At 36.6% G+C, this 19,786-nt stretch carries 22 protein-coding genes; 12 read left to right on the top strand and 10 right to left on the bottom strand.

Features of this window, described 5'->3' with window-relative positions; genetic code table 11:
* Positions 1–184 precede the first annotated feature (184 nt).
* Positions 185–922 (bottom strand): sulfite exporter TauE/SafE family protein, encoded by a 738-nt coding sequence (locus tag CDOMF_RS01615; protein WP_260952156.1) that lies wholly within the window; start codon positions 920–922, stop codon positions 185–187.
* Positions 923–1,003: 81 nt separating this feature from the next.
* Between CDOMF_RS01615 and CDOMF_RS01610 the strand changes: the two genes are divergently transcribed.
* The 10 genes from CDOMF_RS01610 to CDOMF_RS01565 all read left to right on the top strand — a co-directional run bounded on the left by CDOMF_RS01610 (position 1,004) and on the right by CDOMF_RS01565 (position 9,701).
* Positions 1,004–1,441 carry a DUF302 domain-containing protein gene (locus tag CDOMF_RS01610; protein ID WP_260952155.1) on the top strand — a complete coding sequence of 146 codons (438 nt, stop codon included), beginning with the start codon at positions 1,004–1,006 and terminating at the stop codon, positions 1,439–1,441.
* A 142-nt stretch (positions 1,442–1,583) separates the two neighbouring features.
* Complete coding sequence (locus CDOMF_RS01605) at positions 1,584–2,849, top strand: anthranilate synthase component I family protein (protein WP_260952154.1); 1,266 nt, start codon at positions 1,584–1,586, stop codon at positions 2,847–2,849.
* Positions 2,850–2,867: 18 nt separating this feature from the next.
* Positions 2,868–3,782 carry a hypothetical protein gene (locus CDOMF_RS01600; RefSeq protein ID WP_260952153.1) on the top strand — a complete coding sequence of 305 codons (915 nt, stop codon included), beginning with the start codon at positions 2,868–2,870 and terminating at the stop codon, positions 3,780–3,782.
* 106 nt (positions 3,783–3,888) lie between these two features.
* A complete protein-coding gene (gene trpD, locus CDOMF_RS01595) occupies positions 3,889–5,490 on the top strand; it encodes an anthranilate phosphoribosyltransferase (protein ID WP_260952152.1) in 1,602 nt (533 codons plus the stop codon).
* Positions 5,490–6,143 carry a phosphoribosylanthranilate isomerase gene (locus tag CDOMF_RS01590; RefSeq protein ID WP_260952151.1) on the top strand — a complete coding sequence of 218 codons (654 nt, stop codon included), beginning with the start codon at positions 5,490–5,492 and terminating at the stop codon, positions 6,141–6,143. The genes trpD and CDOMF_RS01590 overlap by 1 nt, the downstream gene beginning before the upstream one ends.
* Complete coding sequence (trpB, locus tag CDOMF_RS01585; protein ID WP_260952150.1) at positions 6,133–7,314, top strand: tryptophan synthase subunit beta; 1,182 nt, start codon at positions 6,133–6,135, stop codon at positions 7,312–7,314. The genes CDOMF_RS01590 and trpB overlap by 11 nt, the downstream gene beginning before the upstream one ends.
* Positions 7,307–8,056 (top strand): tryptophan synthase subunit alpha, encoded by a 750-nt coding sequence (gene trpA / locus CDOMF_RS01580; RefSeq protein ID WP_260952149.1) that lies wholly within the window; start codon positions 7,307–7,309, stop codon positions 8,054–8,056. The genes trpB and trpA overlap by 8 nt, the downstream gene beginning before the upstream one ends.
* Positions 8,057–8,119: 63 nt before the next feature.
* Positions 8,120–8,539 carry a restriction endonuclease gene (locus CDOMF_RS01575; RefSeq protein WP_260952148.1) on the top strand — a complete coding sequence of 140 codons (420 nt, stop codon included), beginning with the start codon at positions 8,120–8,122 and terminating at the stop codon, positions 8,537–8,539.
* Between the two features lie 59 nt (positions 8,540–8,598).
* On the top strand, positions 8,599–8,850 hold the full coding sequence (fliN, locus tag CDOMF_RS01570) for a flagellar motor switch protein FliN (RefSeq protein WP_442861622.1): 252 nt from the start codon (positions 8,599–8,601) through the stop codon (positions 8,848–8,850).
* Positions 8,847–9,701 carry an excinuclease ABC subunit A gene (locus tag CDOMF_RS01565; RefSeq protein WP_260952147.1) on the top strand — a complete coding sequence of 285 codons (855 nt, stop codon included), beginning with the start codon at positions 8,847–8,849 and terminating at the stop codon, positions 9,699–9,701. Before fliN ends, CDOMF_RS01565 begins: the two co-directional genes overlap by 4 nt.
* Here CDOMF_RS01565 and CDOMF_RS01560 read toward each other — a convergent pair.
* The 9 genes from CDOMF_RS01560 to CDOMF_RS01520 form a co-directional block, all read right to left on the bottom strand.
* On the bottom strand, positions 9,694–11,145 hold the full coding sequence (locus tag CDOMF_RS01560; protein ID WP_260952146.1) for a Ppx/GppA phosphatase family protein: 1,452 nt from the start codon (positions 11,143–11,145) through the stop codon (positions 9,694–9,696). The two genes, CDOMF_RS01565 and CDOMF_RS01560, sit on opposite strands and share 8 nt — an antisense overlap.
* Positions 11,146–11,160: 15 nt before the next feature.
* Complete coding sequence (locus CDOMF_RS01555; RefSeq protein WP_260952145.1) at positions 11,161–12,393, bottom strand: HAMP domain-containing sensor histidine kinase; 1,233 nt, start codon at positions 12,391–12,393, stop codon at positions 11,161–11,163.
* 38 nt (positions 12,394–12,431) lie between these two features.
* Positions 12,432–13,103 (bottom strand): homeostatic response regulator transcription factor HsrA, encoded by a 672-nt coding sequence (hsrA, locus tag CDOMF_RS01550; RefSeq protein WP_169973454.1) that lies wholly within the window; start codon positions 13,101–13,103, stop codon positions 12,432–12,434.
* An 80-nt stretch (positions 13,104–13,183) separates the two neighbouring features.
* Complete coding sequence (locus CDOMF_RS01545; RefSeq protein ID WP_260952144.1) at positions 13,184–13,501, bottom strand: dihydroneopterin aldolase; 318 nt, start codon at positions 13,499–13,501, stop codon at positions 13,184–13,186.
* Positions 13,498–14,112 carry a glycerol-3-phosphate 1-O-acyltransferase PlsY gene (gene plsY, locus CDOMF_RS01540; RefSeq protein WP_260952143.1) on the bottom strand — a complete coding sequence of 205 codons (615 nt, stop codon included), beginning with the start codon at positions 14,110–14,112 and terminating at the stop codon, positions 13,498–13,500. The genes CDOMF_RS01545 and plsY overlap by 4 nt, the downstream gene beginning before the upstream one ends.
* Before the next feature lie 112 nt (positions 14,113–14,224).
* Positions 14,225–14,899, bottom strand: coding sequence for a hypothetical protein (locus tag CDOMF_RS01535; RefSeq protein ID WP_260952142.1), 675 nt, complete (start codon positions 14,897–14,899; stop codon positions 14,225–14,227).
* 83 nt (positions 14,900–14,982) lie between these two features.
* A complete protein-coding gene (locus CDOMF_RS01530; RefSeq protein ID WP_260952141.1) occupies positions 14,983–17,274 on the bottom strand; it encodes an ATP-binding protein in 2,292 nt (763 codons plus the stop codon).
* A 9-nt stretch (positions 17,275–17,283) separates the two neighbouring features.
* Positions 17,284–18,009 carry a PilZ domain-containing protein gene (locus CDOMF_RS01525; protein ID WP_169973458.1) on the bottom strand — a complete coding sequence of 242 codons (726 nt, stop codon included), beginning with the start codon at positions 18,007–18,009 and terminating at the stop codon, positions 17,284–17,286.
* 198 nt (positions 18,010–18,207) lie between these two features.
* The gene (locus CDOMF_RS01520) at positions 18,208–18,807 is read right to left on the bottom strand and encodes a peroxiredoxin (protein WP_260952140.1); all 600 of its coding nucleotides are present in this window, start codon (positions 18,805–18,807) and stop codon (positions 18,208–18,210) included.
* A gap of 175 nt (positions 18,808–18,982) precedes the next feature.
* Here CDOMF_RS01520 and CDOMF_RS01515 point away from each other — a divergent pair, with 175 nt between their 5' ends.
* A complete protein-coding gene (locus CDOMF_RS01515; RefSeq protein ID WP_260952139.1) occupies positions 18,983–19,267 on the top strand; it encodes a DUF362 domain-containing protein in 285 nt (94 codons plus the stop codon).
* A gap of 102 nt (positions 19,268–19,369) precedes the next feature.
* Complete coding sequence (gene ndk / locus CDOMF_RS01510; RefSeq protein WP_172129318.1) at positions 19,370–19,783, top strand: nucleoside-diphosphate kinase; 414 nt, start codon at positions 19,370–19,372, stop codon at positions 19,781–19,783.
* The last annotated feature ends 3 nt before the right edge of the window (positions 19,784–19,786 follow it).

Below are 19,786 nucleotides of genomic sequence, written 5' to 3'. Positions count from 1 at the left end.
TAATTATTAAATTTCAATCTTCAAATTAGGCATCAAATAGATAGCTAAATTTACAAGATTTTAATTTTTCAAATAATAATTCAGTTATAAAAATGCAAACCAAAAAAGAGTTTGATAAGGCTGTGGGAGATTACGTAAAAGATCTTGAAAGAAAGCTAACTCAAGCTCACGTGTTTGAAATATTTTAAGCTATTAAAAATTTTCTAATCGTAATTACAAGGATGGTCGTTATAAGAGCGACCATCCAGTATTTTTGCTTCTTTTTATCTATGGCGTGCGATGTCTTTACGCCAAAATACACCCCAAGAAGCGAGCCAAGCCCGATCGCAACTCCTATCTCATAGTGCACCAGTCCATGTGAAGCAAGGCTTATAAAGCCCGCAGTCGAGCTAAACACTACGAAAAATAGTCCCGTGCTAACGGCTTTTTTGATATCATAGTTTAAAAACCCGATAAGCGCTGGCATAACAAAAACAGAGCCTCCTATGCCTACACTAATAGCCACCGCTCCCGTGATAAGACCTATGAGAAATAGCAAAATTTGCGAGCTGTTCTGCTCTCCTTTTGGCTCGATTGGGCTGGTTAAAAGTTTGGTTAAATTTATGATCTGAGCCGTTATAAGCGCGCCAAGCAAAAATTTAGACGAAAAGTGAGAGACGATAAACCCGCTACTAAGCGCACCGCAAAATCCGCCTAGCCCAAGCACCAAAGCAGACCTTAGATCAAGCATTTTAGAGCGCAAATTTACAAACGAGCCAAAAATGGAGCTAAAGACCATCTGCATGATGCTAACGCCGATTGCATATTTGATATCATAGCCTAAAAGTATCATCGCAGGCACGACGACAGCACCGCCTCCGATACCGAAAAATCCCGAAACAAACCCGACAAAAACGCCTAGAATCACATATCCGATAAACATTTTAAACCTTTGGAGCGAATTTTAACATTAAGCTTGTTAAAGTATAATTACGCTCTAATCTAATTGAAAAAGGAAATCAAGATGAAAAAACTACTTGTTTCAGCGGTAGCTATGGCTTCGCTGGCATTTGGAGGTGAAAACATGCTTATAAAAGGCACGAGCGCTCTAAGCGTAGATGAGACGGTGGCTAAATTTAGCAACATCCTTAAAGAAAAAGGCATCATGCTTTTTGACGTATTTAACCACTCAAAACTGGCTAAAGAGGCAGGTCTTGAGATGACTGAAACTAGCGTTGTGGTATTTGGCGCGCCAAAGGTCGGCACTCTTTTAATGCAGTGCGAACCGCAAATCGCGCTTGAGCTTCCGCTAAAATTTCTTATCTACAAAGAGGGCGATAAGACTACCGTAGCTTATGAAGATATCGAAAATATCGCCAAAAGATACGATGTGAAAAACTGCGACGTAGTTGAAAAACTAAGCGCTGCACAGGCAAATTTACACAAAGCTTTGACCAAGTGATCTTAGACCTCTTTTGAGGTCTAGCTACTTAAATTTTATTATTTTTATTCATACTCTCGACTTTAATAGCACAAATTTAGCCCTTTATGCGTATAAAAGCTCTTTTTACATATAATATTTCACTTATTTTTTAGGATTTGACATGCTTTTACTAGAGCCTTTAATTTATTACGAAGCGATAAGACAAAAATTTAAAAACAGCTTTTTAGCTGAAGACACCACTCAAGCTATCATCGGCATAGACTGCGAATACATAAGCAGCGATGAGGTTGATTTCACGGGGCTTGAGAGCTATTTTTTAGCTCAAAAACACAGTGCGCCTTTTGCTGGGCTTTTTGGAGTTTTAGGATATGAAAGCGTTAGATATTTTGAGAAAATTCCAGAATTTCAAAGCTCACAGTATGAATTTCCAAATTTTTTCTACGCAAATGCAAGAGCCTATCTGCACTTTGATAAAACTAGCAAAATTTACACGTTTTACGGTGATAAAGCCAAATACTACGACTTTTTAAAAGAGGTAAAAGAGCCAAATTTCACCGCTAAAGAGAGCTTTTATCAAATTTGCACCGACTTAGACAAAGAGTGCGAGCACTTTTTGGGTATGACTCAAAAAGCCAAGGAGTATCTATATAGCGGAGATATCTTTCAAGTAGTGCTAAGCGAGCAATTAAAGCTAGTTAGCGACATGGACAGCTTTGAGTTTTATAAGCTTTTAAGCAAGGCAAATCCAAGCCCTTATATGTTTCACTTCCCGACTCCGCACGGCGATATCGTTGGCTCAAGCCCGGAGCTAGTCTGCGAGATAAGAAACTCTCAAATTTTCGTAGCTCCCATTGCAGGCACAAGAGGTCGCGGCAAGGACGCCATAGATGATGAGAGGCTAAAAAACGAGCTTATAAACGACGAAAAAGAGCTAGCCGAGCATAAAATGCTCATCGACTTAGCCAGAAACGACATCGGACGCGTGGCAAAAAGCTCAAGCGTAAGCGTAAAAAACCCGATGCACGTAGTCTTTTACGAAAGCGTTATGCACATGGCTAGCGACGTTTACGGCATTAAGCGCGATGATGCAAGCTCTTTTGAGGTTGTTTCTAGCATTTTTCCCGCCGGCACACTCAGCGGAACACCAAAAATTCGCGCTATGGAGATCATCTCGCAGCTTGAAACTTACAAACGAAACGCATACGGAGGCGGGATAGGATTTTTTCATTTTAACGGCGACGTGCAGCAAGCTATCCTTATAAGAAGTGCGGTTTTTGTGCCTAAAAACGGCACTAGCGAAGTATTTATCCAAGCTGGTGCCGGTATCGTCATAGATAGCATTGCTCAAAACGAATACAAAGAAATTTGCAAAAAACGCGCCTCGGTGCTAAACGTCTTTAAAAACAAATGTAGAGAGTTCAAATAATATATACTAAAATAAATAATGATATATCAGTTACCTACACCAAAATCATTTGAATTATTTGAAAGTATAGTCTGTGACTTACTCAACAATATACATAATACTACAAGCTTTAGCTTGTATGGTCGAAATGGGCAAAAACAACACGGGGTAGACATCTTGTCATATGAAAAAAACATTATATGTCAATGCAAATTAAGAAATCATGTCAACAGTAAAAGTAGTATAAGAAATTTTATAAATGATGTAAAAAAAGATATAGAATTTATTTTAAAATCCAATAATATACCAAGAAAAATTATTATTGCTACTACTCTAGAGAATGATACATTTTTACAAAATAATTTAAACGGATATCTTGCGCTTAATAATTCTTTAGTATGTATTGAATTTTGGAGCCGGGAGTATATAAGCAACTACATATTCTCTTTTCGAGAAATACTAAATAAATATTATCCTTTTAGAGAACAAAGTGTCGAGATAGCAAGTATTAAAATTTTAAATAAGAGCATATACCAAAAATCGAACCAAAATAGCCACTTGTTTAAATTTCAAAACATTAAAAACAGAAATCAGCTTCCCATATTTGATGTTAGTTTTATTAATAATACCGAAAATACAATATTACTAAATTCGATAGAAGTTTATTCTACACTACTTCCTATTGCCAAAGCTGGATCTTATGAAAAACCGGCTGGTATACTAAAAATAACTAAAAAGATTTTAGTTGACATCAAAATACCACATGAAATCAACAAGGAATATAGAAACGATATAGAACTTCAAAATCCTATATATGCAAATCCAAAATCTGCTTTTAGAATACAAGTGCAAAACACTAAACCGATTGTTTCGTATTTAAAGATCAAACTCTACTTTCGCTTTAATCAAACAACAATCTCTACTCCAAATTTATATTTTAATGGAATAGTCTAAAACTAATCGGATCAATTTGAAGTCAATTTATACAATAAACACTATATTCTTTCTTAAATTTAAAGTCAAAATAGTCTAAAATAACTATTTGCAATTAAGGAAATAAATGATACTTCTGATAGATAACTACGACAGCTTCGTCTTTAACGTCGAGCAATACATCAAAGAGCTAACCGACGAAGAGGTCATAAGTGTGCGAAACGACAAGATCACGCTAGAAGAGATTCGCAGGCTAAATCCAAGCAAGATCGTGCTAAGTCCGGGGCCAAAACATCCAAAAGATAGCGGAGTTTGCCTTGAAATTTTAAAAAGCGATTTAAACGTGCCGATTTTAGGAATTTGTCTTGGACATCAGGCGATAGGACTAGTTGGCGGCGCGGTCATCAAGCGTCTTGAAAAGCCCTTTCACGGCAAGACTTCATTTATTGACGTACTTGAAGAAAGTCCGCTTTTTGAGGGGCTACCTAGCAAATTTGAGGTTATGCGATATCACTCGCTTTATGTAGATGAGCTACCTGCGAATTTAAAAGCCCTTGCAGTAAGCGAAGATGGCGTTATAATGGCGCTTTGCGATGTGAACCGACCTATTTTTGGTATCCAGTTTCATCCTGAGAGCTACTTCACGCAATACGGCAAAAAGATAATCGAAAATTTCATAAATTTTAAAAGCGAAACCAAAGCACAAGAGAGCGAACCTGCCAATTTCAAGCGCTTTTTGATCAAGCTTCAAGATAACGTAGGGCTTGATGATAGGGATTTTGAGCAAATTTGCAAGATTATCGCTTCAAAAGAGTATGAGATAACTCAGCTTGCAGCGCTTTTGGTGCTAATTAGCGAAAAAAGTCTTTATCCAAAGAGTCTCGCAAGCCTTGTTAGAAATATCCTAAAATACTCGCAAACCTACCGCGACTACTCACCGATGATAGATCTATGCGGTACCGGCGGAGACGGCTTTAAAACGATAAATATCTCAACTGCGGTTTCGTTTATCCTGGCAAGCCTTGGAGTTAAAGTCGCAAAGCACGGCAATAAGGCAGTTTCAAGCAGATCTGGTAGCTCAGATGTGCTAGAGGGCATAAATTTAACCATGTCAAACTCACTCAGCACCTTAAGAGAGCTACTTGAAGAAAAGAATTTAGCATTTTTTCATGCGCCGTTTTTCCATCCGCTAGTTGCGGAAGTAAAAGAGGTGCGCACTCGCCTTGGCATAAGGACGGTGTTTAACGTGCTTGGCCCTATGCTAAATCCAAATTTGGGGCTTAAAAACCAACTCGTAGGCGTGTATCACAAGCCTGTTTTAAAGCTCTACGCACAGACTTTAAAGCTGCTTGGACGCGAGCATGCGCTGATAGTGCGCGGTGAAGACGGGCTTGATGAGATAAGTTTGTGCGATGAAACAAAGATAATCGAGCTTAAAAACGGCGAAATTTACGAATATTCCATAACCCCTGAGCAGTTTGGCTTCAAGCGCGCATTTCACAGCGAGATAGAGGGCGGCACGCCTGAGCAAAACGCTGAAATTTTGGTTAAAATTTTAAGAGGCGAAGAAAGAGGAGCGAAATTTGACATAGTCGTGCTAAACGCGATGTTTGCGCTCTACACGGCAAATTTCGTCTCAAATCCGATGGACGCAAAGGCTGCTGTGATAGAGGCGATTGATAGCGGTAGAGTTTATGAGTACTTTAAAGACTATATCGGTGCAAAATAATGAAAACTGAGCTTAAAATTTGCGGTATCAAAAGCGAAGCAGAGGCTAAAAGCGTGCTTGAGCTGGGAGTAAAATTTATCGGCGTAATCCTTGCAAAAAGCCCAAGACAAGTAGATATAAAAACCGCTAGGCAAATAGCAAATTTAGCTCATAAATTCGGTGCAAAATGTGTCGGAGTCTTTGTAGGTGCAGGCGAGTGTGGCCTGTCATCAAGAGGCGAGCAAAGTAGCTGTGAGATAATGGAAATTTGCGAATTTGCAGGGCTTGACGTGGCTCAAATTTACGGAGAGATAAGCCAAAATTTATACGCAAATTTAAAAGATCTTGGAGTTAGCGTCTGGAAAGTTTTAAGCGTAAAAGATGAGCTTGTCAGCACAAACGAACCGCATGATTTGATTCTTTATGACTATAAAGGCAAAAATTTAGGCGGTAACGGAGTGAGTTTTGACTGGCAAATTTTAAGAGATCTAAAGCCTTTTAGTTTTGCATTAGCAGGCGGCATAGGTACGCAAAACGCAAAAGAAGCTCTAAAGCTAAAACCGCTTATAATCGACGTAAACAGCAAAGTTGAAGATGAAAATATGATAAAAATTCCAAGCAAAATCAAAGAAATTTTAGACACTATAAACCAAGGAGACGGCATTGAACACTAAGGCGTATTTTGGCAAATTTGGCGGGCAGTTCGTGCCTGAAACGGTTATGTTTGCGCTTGAAGAGCTTGAAGAGGCTTACGAAAAGATCGCTAGCACGCAGGAGTTTAAAGACGAGCTTAACGACCTACTAAAGCACTACGTCGGTCGCCCTAGCCCGCTTTATCACGCAAAGCGCCTAAGCAAACATTACGGGCATGAAATTTATCTAAAGCGTGAGGATCTAAACCACACCGGCGCTCACAAGATAAATAACGCCCTCGGTCAAGCTCTGCTGGCTAAAAAAATGGGCAAAAAGAAAGTTTTAGCAGAAACAGGAGCCGGACAGCACGGCGTGGCGACTGCGACTGCTGCGGCACTGCTTGGACTAGAGTGTGATGTATATATGGGCGCAACCGATGTAGCTAGGCAGCAGCTAAACGCCTTTAGGATGGATCTGCTTGGCGCAAAGGTTGTAAGCATACATGACGGGCTAAAAACGCTTAAAGAAGCCACCACTGCGGCTATCCAAGCGTGGGTGAACGAGATAGAAAGCAGCTTTTACGTGATCGGCTCGGTCGTGGGTCCGCATCCTTATCCAAAGATCGTGCGCGATCTTCAAAGTGTGATCGGACGCGAGACCAAAGAGCAGCTAAAAGAGTATGGCGTGAAGGCTGATTACGTGATAGCTTGCGTTGGCGGCGGAAGTAATGCGATAGGAATTTTTAGCGGATTTTTGGATGATGAGAGCGTAAATTTAGTAGGCATAGAAGCCGCCGGACTTGGAGCGGATACTGCATATCACGCAGCCACGCTTACCAAAGGGCGCGAAGGCATCATACACGGTATGAAAACCATCGTGCTTCAAGATAACTACGGCATGATAGCACCGGTTCATAGTATCTCAGCAGGTCTTGACTACCCGGGGGTGGGCCCTGAGCATGCGCACCTGCACGATATAAAACGCGCAAAATACTATCCGATAAGCGATGATGAGTGTATCAACGCACTTCGTCTTACAAGCCGACTTGAAGGCGTAATCCCTGCGATAGAGAGCTCTCACGCGCTTGCGTATCTGGAAAAACTCTGTCCGAATTTGAGCAAAAAAAGCACCATCGTAGTAAACGTATCAGGCAGAGGCGATAAAGACATGAACACGGTCATAGGATACGAGAAAGGAAAAATTTATGGCTAAGATCTCTAAGGCCTTTGAAGGTAAAAAGGCAAACATCGGCTACATCGTCGCTGGCTATCCAAGCATTGAGCACACGAAGGAGTTTTTGCTAAATTTGGACGAAAGCGCGCTTGATCTGGTTGAGCTTGGCGTGCCGTATTCTGATCCGTTAGCTGACGGTAAACTGATAGCCGAAGCTAGCTTTGATGCTGTAACTAAAGGCATAAACACGGACACTGTCTTTAACCTGCTTGAAGAGTGCAAAGGGCGCATAAACAAGCCTCTTGTCTTTTTGGTCTATTATAATCTCGTGTTTTCTTACGGAGTGGAAAAATTTATCGCGCGCTCAAGTGAGGTCGGCATAAGCGGATTTATCATCCCGGATCTACCGTATGAGGAGTGCGAAGAGGTAAGCGCGCTATGTGATAAATTTGGGCTTGATCTGGTGCCTTTAATAAGCGTCACCTCAGCCCACAGAACGGATAAAATTTTAAATATCGGCAGAGGCTTCATCTACGCACTTGGAGCTATCGGCGTAAGCGGATCTGAGCGTGCGAGCATAGATAGGCTTAAAAATTTAGTCTCAAATTTAAAGCAAAAGAGCGATTTGCCTGTGGCTGTGGGCTTTGGTGTGAAAAACAGCTCTGATGTTAGCGAGGTTAAAAGCTTTGCAGACGGAGCGATAATCGGCACCGAAATCGTCAAGCTAACGGCGAAATTTAGCGGTAAAAAATTGATAGAAGAAATCAATAAGCTTTTTTAAATTTATAGTAAATTATATAAATTTGAAGTATAATTGAAGTTATTTGATATCAAGGAAATTAAAATGATGGATATAATTGAGATAGGAATAAAACACCTTTGTGAAGATACTCTCGGATATAAAGTCAGTGAAGCAAAAACATTAAATGGCGAATTTTATGGCTCTAGCCTACCAATTTATAAAGGCAGGGACGAATATCAATTCTACCTTTATTTTAAAAAAGAGACTTTAAATCAGTTTGCTAAAATTTTATTGGGAGTTGATGAGCTAGCCGAGGATGAACTAAGTGATATTTGCAAAGAGAGTGCAAATTTGGCAATAGGATATGCTAAAAACATACTAAATGAACGAGAAAATAACGCCTACAAAATGGGTACTCCAGAATATCTCGGGCGTATGCAAGGCTTTCCTGTGGAGCTTGAAGAAAAGAGAATCTATAAAATAAAAAATAGAACATTTCAAATAGGGTACAAAAAGGCATGAATCGGGAGCTAGAACAAATTTTAGAAAAAAACGGACTTTTTAAAAGCTATGACGAGTTAATGGATATAAGCGTAGACTTTATCTCCGAACTTGGCACGACAACAATTAGCGTAAGAGAGCTTTTAAAGCTTGAAAACGGCTCGGTTATAGATCTTGAAAAGCCTGCCGGCGAAAGTGTGGAACTCTTCATTAACAACCGAATTTTTGGCAAGGGCGAAGTAATGGTGTATGAGAAAAATTTAGCTATCCGCATAAATGAAATTTTAGACTCAAAATCAGTAATTCAATACTTCAAAAGAGAGCAATTATGAGAAATTTGCTTGCTATTTTTGCTTTTACCGTCTCATTATTTGCCTCAAACCTACTCACATATAATATATATGAAAGAAGCGATAGGGTCGATGTAATGCTTTCATTTGACGCACCTTACGAGGGAAATATATTCCAAAAGCGTGAAAACGATATGACAATGCTTATATTTAACGGGCTAAATTTCGATCAGGCTGTTGAAAAAAACTTAAACTCAAAAATACTTCAAGAACTATACATAGAACCCAAGCAAAATAGCGTAGTTTTAAGCATAAAAAGCAGTTCTTCAATAGGAGTAACGGCTTCTAAAACCTCTGACGGATTTGGACTCAGAATCAGAGTCGTAAGCACAGCTGCCGCCTCAACTAAAAACGAGCAACCTATTTCACAAAGCGAACAGATAATCCAGCCCAAAACGTCTACAACTATAAATACTCAGCCTGATATACAAAATATCTTTGACGCAAGATATTATATGGTAATAGGTGTTCTTATAGCCTTTGCCATAGCTCTTTGGCTGCTTAAAAACTTCATAGTCAAAAAAACAGGAGGCAGCAGAAAACTAAATCTTGCCGGATGGCTAAATAGCGATAAAAGTCAGGATGTAAAAATTTTATATGAAAAACCGCTTGATAGAACAAACAAGGTTATGCTATTAAACCATCAAAACAAAAAATACCTTGTCTTGGTGGGCAGTTCAAATGTGCTACTAGATAAATTTGGTGAAGACACTATTAATAGCGAAAATGACTTTGAGGCATTTTTTGAAGAAAATCGTAAGAGAATAGGACAGTATCTTGAAGATAGGCAAAATGCCTTGAGCGCATACAAGGACAAGGCTAGCCTCAACTAACGAAGCTTATTGCAAATGTCGCAGGCTTAGCGATCTTTTTAATATTCTCTTTTGTCATAAATTGCTCTTTTGCCCCACTAATTTCAAGCATTTGGCTTTTAAGCTCAAATTTTAGCTTCTTATGCGTGCAGTTTATATCCAATATCTTGGCAAAATTTAGAATAAAACTCAGCCATTTTACAATATCTTCTTCGGGTAAAAGATCTCTGAATTTCTCAAATTCTCCTAGAGTTTTTTTACCATTTAATCCTACAATGGTTGCTATAAGTGCTTTTTGTCTATGTGAAAAGCCATAATTTAAAGCGTTTATAACAAAATTTGCAGAATTTATATGCTCTCCATAAAATCCTAAACATTGTCCTAGATTATGAAGTCTAGCGGCGGTCTCAAGTTCATATATAAACTTATCATCGATTCCGTGAAGCGGTTTAAGCGTTACAAAAGCATCTTTTGCATATTTTACGACCATTTTGTTGTTATTTAGCAAAAATCTATCTTGCAAACTTCTTACGCTAGTATTAAAATTTGGTGGAAATTTCTTACTAGGGCGCAATATATCGCTTAGGTAGACACCCTCTCTAAATCCTACACCACTTGTATACACATGCTCACATTTTAAGCTATTTACCACACTTAAAAATATATAAGCACCCTCCCTAATGGTATCAAAACGATCTTTTTTAATATAAAATTTATCGAGATCAAGCACGCTTGCTTTGGTTAAATTTTGTATAAATTCCTTTTGCGATTCAAATTTATAGCTAAAGTTATGAACCGATCTTAAAGGATAGTTTTGCGCTTGCATAATAGCGCTTGATATAGCTCTTAAGCTTCCACCTATTGTCACTATATTTTTGCTTTTAAAGTTTTTTGGCAGATCTTTTAAAATTTCTTTCATAAAATCATTAAGACCTTTTAAATTTTTCTTATCGAAAAATAGCTCTTTTAGTCTTACCGTGCCTACATCAAGAGAAACGGCATCTACTATTTTTGCGTCTTTAATCATAGCAAGTTCAGTCGAGCCTCCACCTATATCAATCGTAATAAACTCGCTCATAGGCTCAAGCAAATTTAAAGCCGCAATCCCGCCCAAGCTAGCCTCATCAATCCCTTTTACAACTTTTAAATTAAGTCCCAAATTTCGTCTAATCAGGCTTATTAGTTCATTTGAATTGGGAGCGTCTCTAAGGGCTGAAGTACCCATACAAAATATCTTATTACACTTATACGCTTTAGCTATGCTTTTAAATTCACAAAATGCCTCATAAGCTTTTTGCATTGATTTTTTACTTATTGCGCCGCCATTTTCATAGGCACTTTCACCGAGCCTAACCTTCATCTTAAATTCGCCCAGTATATAAAACGCATATCTTGAGGTTCTCTCAAATATGGCCATTCTCATAGAATTTGACCCAAGATCTATAACAGCTGTTCGTTTTGCCATATACCGCTCTTTGATTTATTTTTTTATATTTCTTAATATTGGTAAAACAAGCGAAGAAACCGCTCCTTTTGCTCCGTCAGCTCTATTTTTTATACTAACGCTTCCGCCTAGAGCTTGGGCCGCACCTTTAGCTAAAAATAGCCCGAGACCCGCACCGCTTTTATTTCCGAATCGTTTAAACGGAGCAAAAAGATCTTTGCTCTCATCTATACCTATACCTTCATCAATTACTTCTACAACAAATTCTTCATCTTTTAATCTTGAAACTATCGTGATTGTAGATTTTTGAGGGGAAAATTTGATTGCATTTTGAACGAAATTTTGAATAATATGTGTTAGCAAGGTAGGTTGCAAGGTCATTTTAAGAGTTTTAGGAGATAAATTTATCTCAATATCCTTATCGTCACCACGAGCCAAAATTTTAAAATTATTAGCCATTTTATTCAAAAATTCTATAATATCTATCTGGACCGCCTCTTCAAACTGAGCCCCCTCCTGACGCCCTATTTCAAGGATAGATCCTATCATCTTATTCATACCGTTTATCTCTTCGTTGTTGTTTTTAAGAGCCTCTATATACTTTTCACTATCTCTAGGTTTTAATAAAGTCACTTCATTTTTAGTTTTCATCACAGCAAGAGGTGTTTTTAGCTCATGTGCAACACCGACAAAAAGCTCCTTTTGGTACAACACAAAGGTCTGTATTCTACCTATTAGGCGGTTGATACTCTTGCCAAGCGGAGTAAATTCATCGGGCAGCTCATCTATACTAACTTCTTTTAAAAATCTTTCGTTTAATTTACTAAGTTTTGAGCTTAAAATTTTAATAGGAACAAGCAACATTCTTGATAAAAATAACGCGTAAAAAAGCACTAAAAATATAGCCGTTGCATTTACTATCATAATATCTACTAAAATTTGATCTATAAGCTTACTTTGTATAGTAGTCTCTTTAGTAAGAGTTATGTATGAACTTTCTATATATGGAAAATATAGCTTCAAGTAGGTTTTATTTCCAACTTTTTCATTTACAAAATATGGGTTTTTGGACTTTGAAGTTTTTGTTATTATATTTACTGTAGTTGTACTTCCATCAAGAGTACCGTATTCAAAACTACCCCTTTTTTGGCTTAAATTTGAACTTGTCGAGAGAATTTTGGCCTCATACATCAAAGATTGAGAAATACCCTCATAGATAGTTACCTTGATGTAGTGATATAGCATCACAGAGATGATGACAATTAGCATCGCCGAAGCGGATGCTAATTGAATTATAAATCTGGCTCTTAAGCTTTTTTTGGAAAGCAAAATCTATATCCGCGTCTTCTAACGGTTTCGATTGTAGATATATTGAGTGGTTTATCCATTTTTTGGCGTATTTGATTGATTGCTACCTCGATTACATTTGGAGTAACAAGCTCAGGTTCTTCCCAGATGGCATCCAGCAACTGCTCTTTAGAAACTATCTGATCAGAGTGACGAGCAAGGTGAGTTAATACTTCGAAAGGCTTGCCTTTTAGCTCAATATCTTGTCCAAGATATGTGATCTTCTCTTCATCCGGATCTATTATAAGATCATCAATCTTAATAACATTAGTTCCGCCAAATCTCAATCTTGCTTCGATTCTTGCTACCAATACGTCAAAATCGAAAGGCTTTTTAATGTAATCATCCGCACCTACTCTAAACGCCTTAACTTCGCTATCCTTGTCATCTTTTGCAGATAGCACTACAACAGCGGTTCTTGGAGATTTATTTTTAATAACACTGATGAGATCAACACCATCTCCATCAGGCAACATCCAATCTGTAAGCACAAGATCGTAATTTCTGATACCTATATAGTATTCGGCATCCTTAAAATTTTCAGAGCTATCGGTCTGGTATCCAAATTCTTGTAAGCCTTCGGCAATCGTTTTATTTAACGTTACTTCGTCTTCTACTATTAAAATTCTCATTTGATTATTCCTTGGAGGTGTAAATTATACGCGGATTGTATCATAAATTAAGGATAATTTCAAGATACTTTAAAAAAAATTTAATATTTACTCTCGAACCTTGCTCCCACCAAGGCATTATCAAGAATCTCGATTTTTAAAATTTCCATCTTAAGTAAAGTTAGAGAGCCAAATTTGTCTTTTAGACTTTTAGAGCAGACTTCAAGCGAATTTTCAACTGTTTTAAATTTATGCTCATTGTAAATAGACTCTATAAAATTTATCACCTCAACATAGTCTATAAAGTCACTGCTTTGAAATTCTACATTTATACGCACTTTCTGAGATCTTATGCGCTCAAATTCGAGCAGACCTATAATGGTTTCAAACTCATAATCTTTGATGAGCGTAGTTATCATATCACCTTACTCTCTTGCCCGCTAATCAATCTTTTGATATTTGGAATATGCTTATAAAATACGATAAAAGCTATTATTAATATAGGGGCGTGAGAGTCGATATCAGGGATTTGCGGATGAATTATAAAAGATGAGATAATGAACGCAAAAAGTGCTACTAAAGATGCCAAAGAGCTGATTTTTAGCACTTTTCCGATTATAAACCAGACAACAAGAGCTACTATAATCTCAATAGGCAAAAATATCATCAAAACACCGGCTCCAGTTGCCACCCCTTTACCGCCTTCAAATTTTAAAAATGGTGAATAGCAGTGGCCGATAACTGAAAAAACAGCCATAGCCCAAAGGGTAGCAGGGCTAAGCCCTATAAATTTAGCTATCAAGATAGGCAAAACACCTTTTAGAACATCGCAAACTACGGTTAATATAGCTATCTTTTTAGCAAGCTTTGGATCTTTTTCTTTTAATACACGCAAAACATTCGTAGCGCCAATGCTTTTACTACCCTCATTTTGTATATTTACGTTAGCAAAAAATTTACCAAGTATTAATCCAAATGGAATCCCGCCCAGAAGGTAAGCTAAGGCATAAGCTATAATGTTTTCGTTCATTTTTTATCCTATTTTAGATTTAAGGATATTATATTATTTAATTTTATCTGATTTTCTTATAAATTTATGAGAAATTTAAGGTTTTGGCGAAGTATATTTTTCGCCAAATTTATTAAATATCTACTTGAATTTCACTTTCTATCTTAATGGATATTGTAGCATTAGTAGTTTCCGATGAAGTATCGCTATTTTTATATTCATTACTATAAGAGATGGATACATCCTTATTGTTCTCGACGTTTAGACTATTTTCTAGACCATCTTTTTTATCACCGACATCAAGCATGTCTTGAGCCGATACCTTTTCTATAATAGCATCTTTCATAAGTTTAGTTTGCTCTTCGTGTTTCATATCTGAAACTTTACTTAAATCAAGAGTAGAGTCACTAGAAATGCTAGCATGTTCTGCATTGTTAGCATTATAAATAGCTTTGGAGTCAAAACCATCGTTTGATTCAATAAAAAAACTTTCAGTAGTCACCTCTTCTATAGCTTCAAAACTCTGAATTTCTAAAATCGCCTTTTCCAGTGAGCTTTCTTGCAAATTTGATTCATCGCCAAAGCTCTCTGCACTAACTATACTTTGATCTATTTTTAAACTATCAATTCCTACTAAAGCTATATCTTCTGATCCAAAAGATAAGACAATGCTATCATTTTCAGAGCTTGTAAATACAGTATCGCCTATATTTAAAACATCACCTTTATTAAGCTCTCTTTCTTGACTTCGCATATCTACGACGATAGCTCTTCCTATCACTTCTTTTACGAAACCCGAACTGCTCATAATTCCCCTCTTTTTCTATTTTTGTGTAATTGTATTAAAAAAATAGATAGTTTGTATATTGTACTTTGGTACAATGAAACTAATTATTTCCACAAAAGATAGACTTTCTCACCATATATATCACTATTTTTAGGCGATATTTCAATTTCAGCTATAGTGATATTTTGTATATCATTTTTTAATTTTAGCTCACTGGCTTCATTTTCAAATTTAGCCATAAGCTCCTCTATTTGAGTCTCTATATCAGCCACAGCCTGCTCGCCAAGCTTTACATCATCGCGCTCTTTTAATACTCTATTCGCAGATTTTGCGCCACTTGCAACCTTGCCTAAATTTGTTCTACTTAATAAATTTCTACCAAAAATAGCTCCGATCAGGCTAGCTCCTACGGATATCGCGGCTTCAAGGCCTTTATTTTTCACATCCCTTTGCTCTTTTTCAAGTTTTAAGATAGCTTTGCCTAATTTTTCCTCAAGCTTTACTCTCTCTTTTGTAAATTTTTCATTAAGCTTTGCTGTTTCTAGTTCTAAAACTTCATTACACCTATCGCTTAAACGTATAAAAAACTCTTCTTTACTTTCGTTTGGATTTGAATTTAACCCAAGTGAGCTATAAAGAGTTAGTTTTACATTTCGGTAGATATACTCTTTAAATTTTTTAGTAATCTCTTTAAAATCCTTAACTCCGGTTATTTTAGCAGGAAGCGGCATATAAGAAATTTTTCCTTTTGGTTCACTAGATATGTGAATTTGCACATCCTCGCTAGCTTCACTCCAATCTATATCAGAACAATCCTCTTCTAACCTATATAACAAATTTAGATCTTTTGTAAAATCGACTCTCTTTTTGACATCGCAAAACCTAACTTTAGCTTTAGCGTATAAATAACCGTTAGCCTCATCCTCTAGGCTTAAATCATAAATTTGATCTATTGTTTGAGATAAAATTGGTTTTGGATTATTGCTTGAAATTTCACTTTTTGTATTTTTAATATTCAAATAGGTCTTCTTATCTCTCATCAAATTTGAAATTTGCTCTCTACTTAAAGGTCCTTTTAGATAGCTAAGAGCCCATCTTGTAGAGATTACATTAAGTCCGTCCTCGTGGATATTTTTAAGTAAGAAATTTCGTTTAGCTAAATTTGAGATTAAATTTTCTATCTCGTTTTTATCCATAGATGAGCCTTGAATCCCGGTCATTCCATCTATTACCCTGGCCTTATCTTGGGCGGTTTGAAGCCTGCCAATAAACCAAGTGCCGATATTACTAAGTCCTTTATAGTCAAGATCTACCGGATTTTGTGTGCTTAAAATTACTCCAAGCCCATGAGCACGAGCCTGTTTTAAAAGAGTTAGCATTGGAGTTTTCGAGGGTGGGTTACCGTTTGGCGGGAAAAATCCAAAAATTTCATCCATATATAAAATCGCCCTAAGCGAGCTTGTTCCCTCTGTTTTTCTCATCCAAGCAATTATCTCGTTTAATAAAAGCGTGACAAAAAACATTCTTTCACTATCATTTAAGTGAGAAATAGTAAAAATATTACATTTTGCTTTACCCTCTTTTGTAAAGAGCATCTTTGAAATTTCAAGTCTCTCTCCATTTAACCAAGCACGAAAATCAGGGCTTGCCAAAATAGTATTAAGCTTAACGGCAAGCTTCATTCTCTCGCTAGAGGGATAAAATTTCTCAATATCAAAAACACCAATTTTATTAAACGGCGGCTCAGCTATGAAGCCAATGAGTTCTTCTAAACTAAGATCCTCTTTTAATCCGAATTTATTCACAAAAATATTTGATATTAAAAGATGCTCTTTTGAATTTATATCTATATCTATACCAATTAGTGACAAAACCGAGCTAGTGAGCGAGCTTATATACTCAGAAATTTCCTCCTCATTCTCTATATTTGGACATATAAAATCCCCAAGAAGAGCAACGCTAAGACCAGAAGAGCTTTTTGGAGTATAAATTTTAAACTCCGCACTATCTTTAAAAAGCCTAATTCTATCTAAGCTTTGAAATGAATTTTCTATTCCGTTTTTCCATGCTTCAGCCTCTTTTTGAGCCAACTGGGATCTGCTTAAGCCTTTGTTTTGCGCCTCATTTTCATCCATATATGGCAAAAAATCATCCGCCTTCATCTCATCAAAGGCTAAAAGCAAATTCGTCATATCACCCTTGGGGTCTATGATAAAAGATGGGATATTGTCTATGCAAGCCTCTTCTAAAATACCTATACCAAGACCCGTTTTCCCGCTACCAGTCATTCCTATAATAGCAGCATGTGTTGTTAGATCCTTATTTTTATACAAAAACGGCTCTTTGTTCTTTAGTCCTATATAAAATAATTTTAAATTCTCTTGTATAGATTTCATATAATCTCTTTATTGGTATAGACTTAGTTGCTCTTTTAGCTCTTTTACAGTATCTTTTACACGCTCTTTAGTAAATTGATTTATAGTTTCTTGAATATCTTGCCCTTCTATAATTTGACAACAGTACCTTACGGCACCCCTATAAACAAGCTCTACTATCAGTTTTAAATCCACTTCTATATCTTTTATCTCTTTGGTTGCAGGAATTTCTAGGACAAATTTGGCTTTTATAACACCTCCGCTTCTAAATGTGCCGCAATTTGTGCTAATTACTCCTATTCCGCCCTCTGAAATATCATATAAATTCCCCTGAATTTCTCCATTTTCATCACTTAGAATAACTTTGGTATAGCGATTTGGATAGACTCTTTGGAATTTTCTTAAATTTGCATGCAGGTTATTTGCGTATGTGAAATTTTTTAAAGTTACAGTAGAATTTGCTATATCTACAGAAACTATATCAGCTACTATATTTTTTGCAAAATACTCATCTTGCACTATATAGGCATTTCTCTCCTCTTTCATAGCCAAAATCTGCATAAGATTAACTTCGCATACGACATACTCATTTTCAATGGACAAAACTTTACCGAAACACTCTACTTTTACACCATTATATAAATTTAAAAAATGCACAGAGTGATTTTTGTTAATAATTTTTTCAAAAACATCAATCGCTCTTTCAAGTATTATGGCTTTGCCGCCAATGAAACTAAAATGTAGATCTTTGTTCATCTATTCATCCCCTATAATCCATAAAAGAGTAGAAACTATTAATTATAGTAAAAATTTCTTATTTTTTTTATTAAATTATTGAAAAAATGTAACTTGGATTTAGAAAAAATACTTATAAATTTTAAAATTTTATAAGAATATAAAAAGAGGCGGATATTCCACCTCTTTATCTTTTGTATAAAAAATATAGTTGAAAGATTATAGTTTATCTGCATTGTGCGCTAGATAGTCAGCTACTCCAGCCGTATCAGCTTTCATACCCTTATCACCCCTATTCCATCCTGCTGGGCAAACCTCGCCATGCTCGTTTGTAAATATCATAGTATCAACCATTCTTATCATCTCGTCTATATTTCTTCCAAGAGGCAGGTCATTTACTACTGCATGGCGAACCGTGCCGTCTTTATCCAATAAGAAAGATCCGCGCAGTGCAACACCGGCCTCATCAATTAACACGTCAAATCCGCGTGCAATCTCTTTTGTCATATCAGCTACTATAGGGAAGCGAACTTGACCTATTCCGCCTTTGCTTACTGGAGTCTCTTTCCATGCAAAATGGGAGAATTGATTATCGCAAGATACAGCTATAACCTCTATACCACGAGCTTTAAACTCATCATATCTCTTATCAAATGCTATTATCTCACTTGGGCAAACAAAGGTAAAATCCATTGGATAGAAAAATACTACAGCGCCTTTTTCGCCAATATTTTTATATAGGTTAAAATCATTTACGATTTGATTATTACCTAAAACTGCTGCAGCTGTAAAATCAGGTGCTTTTTTTGTTACTATCATTATTTCTCCTTAATAAATAATTTTTATTATTGGCGAAATTATATCGTCTCAAGTTTAATAATAGATAAATTTTGTATTTTTACAAATTTAAATCTAAAAAATAAAATTTATTTTTTTATATCAAATTTAAAAATATTTTGATATTGTTACGAAAATTTTAATTTAAGGAGAAAAAATGTCAGTAAAAATTACAGATATTTGTATCAGTTGCGGATCGTGTATAGACGAATGTCCGGTAGAAGCCATAGTGGATGATAGCGATAATCCAACCAGAGAAGATATATACTATGTATACGCAGATAAATGCGTAGAATGCGTAGGACACAATGACGAGCCAGCCTGTGCATCAGCCTGTCCGACCGACGGCTGTATCGTATGGGATATGCCTTACGAAGGCCAGCCGTCACGCAGTGAAATTGGCGCAGACATGAGAAAGGGCGAAACTGCTGTTATAGCTTAAAATTTTAAAAAATAAGCCCGAAAAAGGGCTTATTTTGTTTTTAATAATTTTTTTGATATAATCCCCTCTCTTAAAACAAAATAAACAATACAAGGAAATTTTATGCAAAGAACACTTTCTATCATAAAGCCTGATGCTGTAAAAAAAGGCGTAATCGGTAAAATAGTAGATAGATTTGAAAGCAACGGACTTAGAATAGCTGCTATGAAAAAAATTAGACTGAGCAAATGCGATGCTAAGAAATTTTATGCAGTTCATTCAGAGAGACCATTTTTCAATGATTTGGTTGAATTTATGACTAGCGGACCAGTTGTTGTTATGGTTCTTGAGGGAGAAAATGCGGTAGCTAAAAATAGAGAGCTAATGGGCGCAACAAATCCTAAAGAAGCCGCTCCTGGAACTATTAGAGCCGATTTTGCAGAAAATATTGATGCAAATGCGGTCCATGGAAGCGACAGTCTAGAAAATGCAAAAATAGAAATTGAATTTTTCTTTGCATCCAGAGATATCTGCTAAGGA

This window comes from Campylobacter sp. RM16187 (assembly GCF_025319965.1).
Classification (GTDB): domain Bacteria; phylum Campylobacterota; class Campylobacteria; order Campylobacterales; family Campylobacteraceae; genus Campylobacter_A.
The sequence above is the reverse complement of the archived record's forward strand: the minus strand, read 5'-3'. Positions and strand labels throughout refer to the sequence as shown.

What these genes read in the sequence shown, in the direction of transcription:
- CDOMF_RS01610 (WP_260952155.1), top strand. Translation starts at nt 1,004, where the DNA reads ATGAAAAAACTACTTGTTTCAGCGGTAGCTATGGCTTCGCTGGCATTT.
- trpD (WP_260952152.1), top strand. Translation starts at nt 3,889, where the DNA reads ATGATACTTCTGATAGATAACTACGACAGCTTCGTCTTTAACGTCGAG.
- CDOMF_RS01560 (WP_260952146.1), bottom strand. Translation starts at nt 11,145, where the DNA reads ATGGCAAAACGAACAGCTGTTATAGATCTTGGGTCAAATTCTATGAGA.
- CDOMF_RS01515 (WP_260952139.1), top strand. Translation starts at nt 18,983, where the DNA reads ATGTCAGTAAAAATTACAGATATTTGTATCAGTTGCGGATCGTGTATA.
- fliN (WP_442861622.1), top strand. Translation starts at nt 8,599, where the DNA reads ATGGATATAAGCGTAGACTTTATCTCCGAACTTGGCACGACAACAATT.
- CDOMF_RS01605 (WP_260952154.1), top strand. Translation starts at nt 1,584, where the DNA reads ATGCTTTTACTAGAGCCTTTAATTTATTACGAAGCGATAAGACAAAAA.
- CDOMF_RS01555 (WP_260952145.1), bottom strand. Translation starts at nt 12,393, where the DNA reads ATGCTAATTGTCATCATCTCTGTGATGCTATATCACTACATCAAGGTA.
- hsrA (WP_169973454.1), bottom strand. Translation starts at nt 13,103, where the DNA reads ATGAGAATTTTAATAGTAGAAGACGAAGTAACGTTAAATAAAACGATT.
- plsY (WP_260952143.1), bottom strand. Translation starts at nt 14,112, where the DNA reads ATGAACGAAAACATTATAGCTTATGCCTTAGCTTACCTTCTGGGCGGG.
- CDOMF_RS01545 (WP_260952144.1), bottom strand. Translation starts at nt 13,501, where the DNA reads ATGATAACTACGCTCATCAAAGATTATGAGTTTGAAACCATTATAGGT.
- CDOMF_RS01525 (WP_169973458.1), bottom strand. Translation starts at nt 18,009, where the DNA reads ATGAACAAAGATCTACATTTTAGTTTCATTGGCGGCAAAGCCATAATA.
- ndk (WP_172129318.1), top strand. Translation starts at nt 19,370, where the DNA reads ATGCAAAGAACACTTTCTATCATAAAGCCTGATGCTGTAAAAAAAGGC.
- CDOMF_RS01615 (WP_260952156.1), bottom strand. Translation starts at nt 922, where the DNA reads ATGTTTATCGGATATGTGATTCTAGGCGTTTTTGTCGGGTTTGTTTCG.
- trpA (WP_260952149.1), top strand. Translation starts at nt 7,307, where the DNA reads ATGGCTAAGATCTCTAAGGCCTTTGAAGGTAAAAAGGCAAACATCGGC.
- CDOMF_RS01565 (WP_260952147.1), top strand. Translation starts at nt 8,847, where the DNA reads ATGAGAAATTTGCTTGCTATTTTTGCTTTTACCGTCTCATTATTTGCC.
- CDOMF_RS01600 (WP_260952153.1), top strand. Translation starts at nt 2,868, where the DNA reads ATGATATATCAGTTACCTACACCAAAATCATTTGAATTATTTGAAAGT.
- CDOMF_RS01575 (WP_260952148.1), top strand. Translation starts at nt 8,120, where the DNA reads ATGATGGATATAATTGAGATAGGAATAAAACACCTTTGTGAAGATACT.
- CDOMF_RS01530 (WP_260952141.1), bottom strand. Translation starts at nt 17,274, where the DNA reads ATGAAATCTATACAAGAGAATTTAAAATTATTTTATATAGGACTAAAG.
- CDOMF_RS01535 (WP_260952142.1), bottom strand. Translation starts at nt 14,899, where the DNA reads ATGAGCAGTTCGGGTTTCGTAAAAGAAGTGATAGGAAGAGCTATCGTC.
- CDOMF_RS01590 (WP_260952151.1), top strand. Translation starts at nt 5,490, where the DNA reads ATGAAAACTGAGCTTAAAATTTGCGGTATCAAAAGCGAAGCAGAGGCT.
- CDOMF_RS01520 (WP_260952140.1), bottom strand. Translation starts at nt 18,807, where the DNA reads ATGATAGTAACAAAAAAAGCACCTGATTTTACAGCTGCAGCAGTTTTA.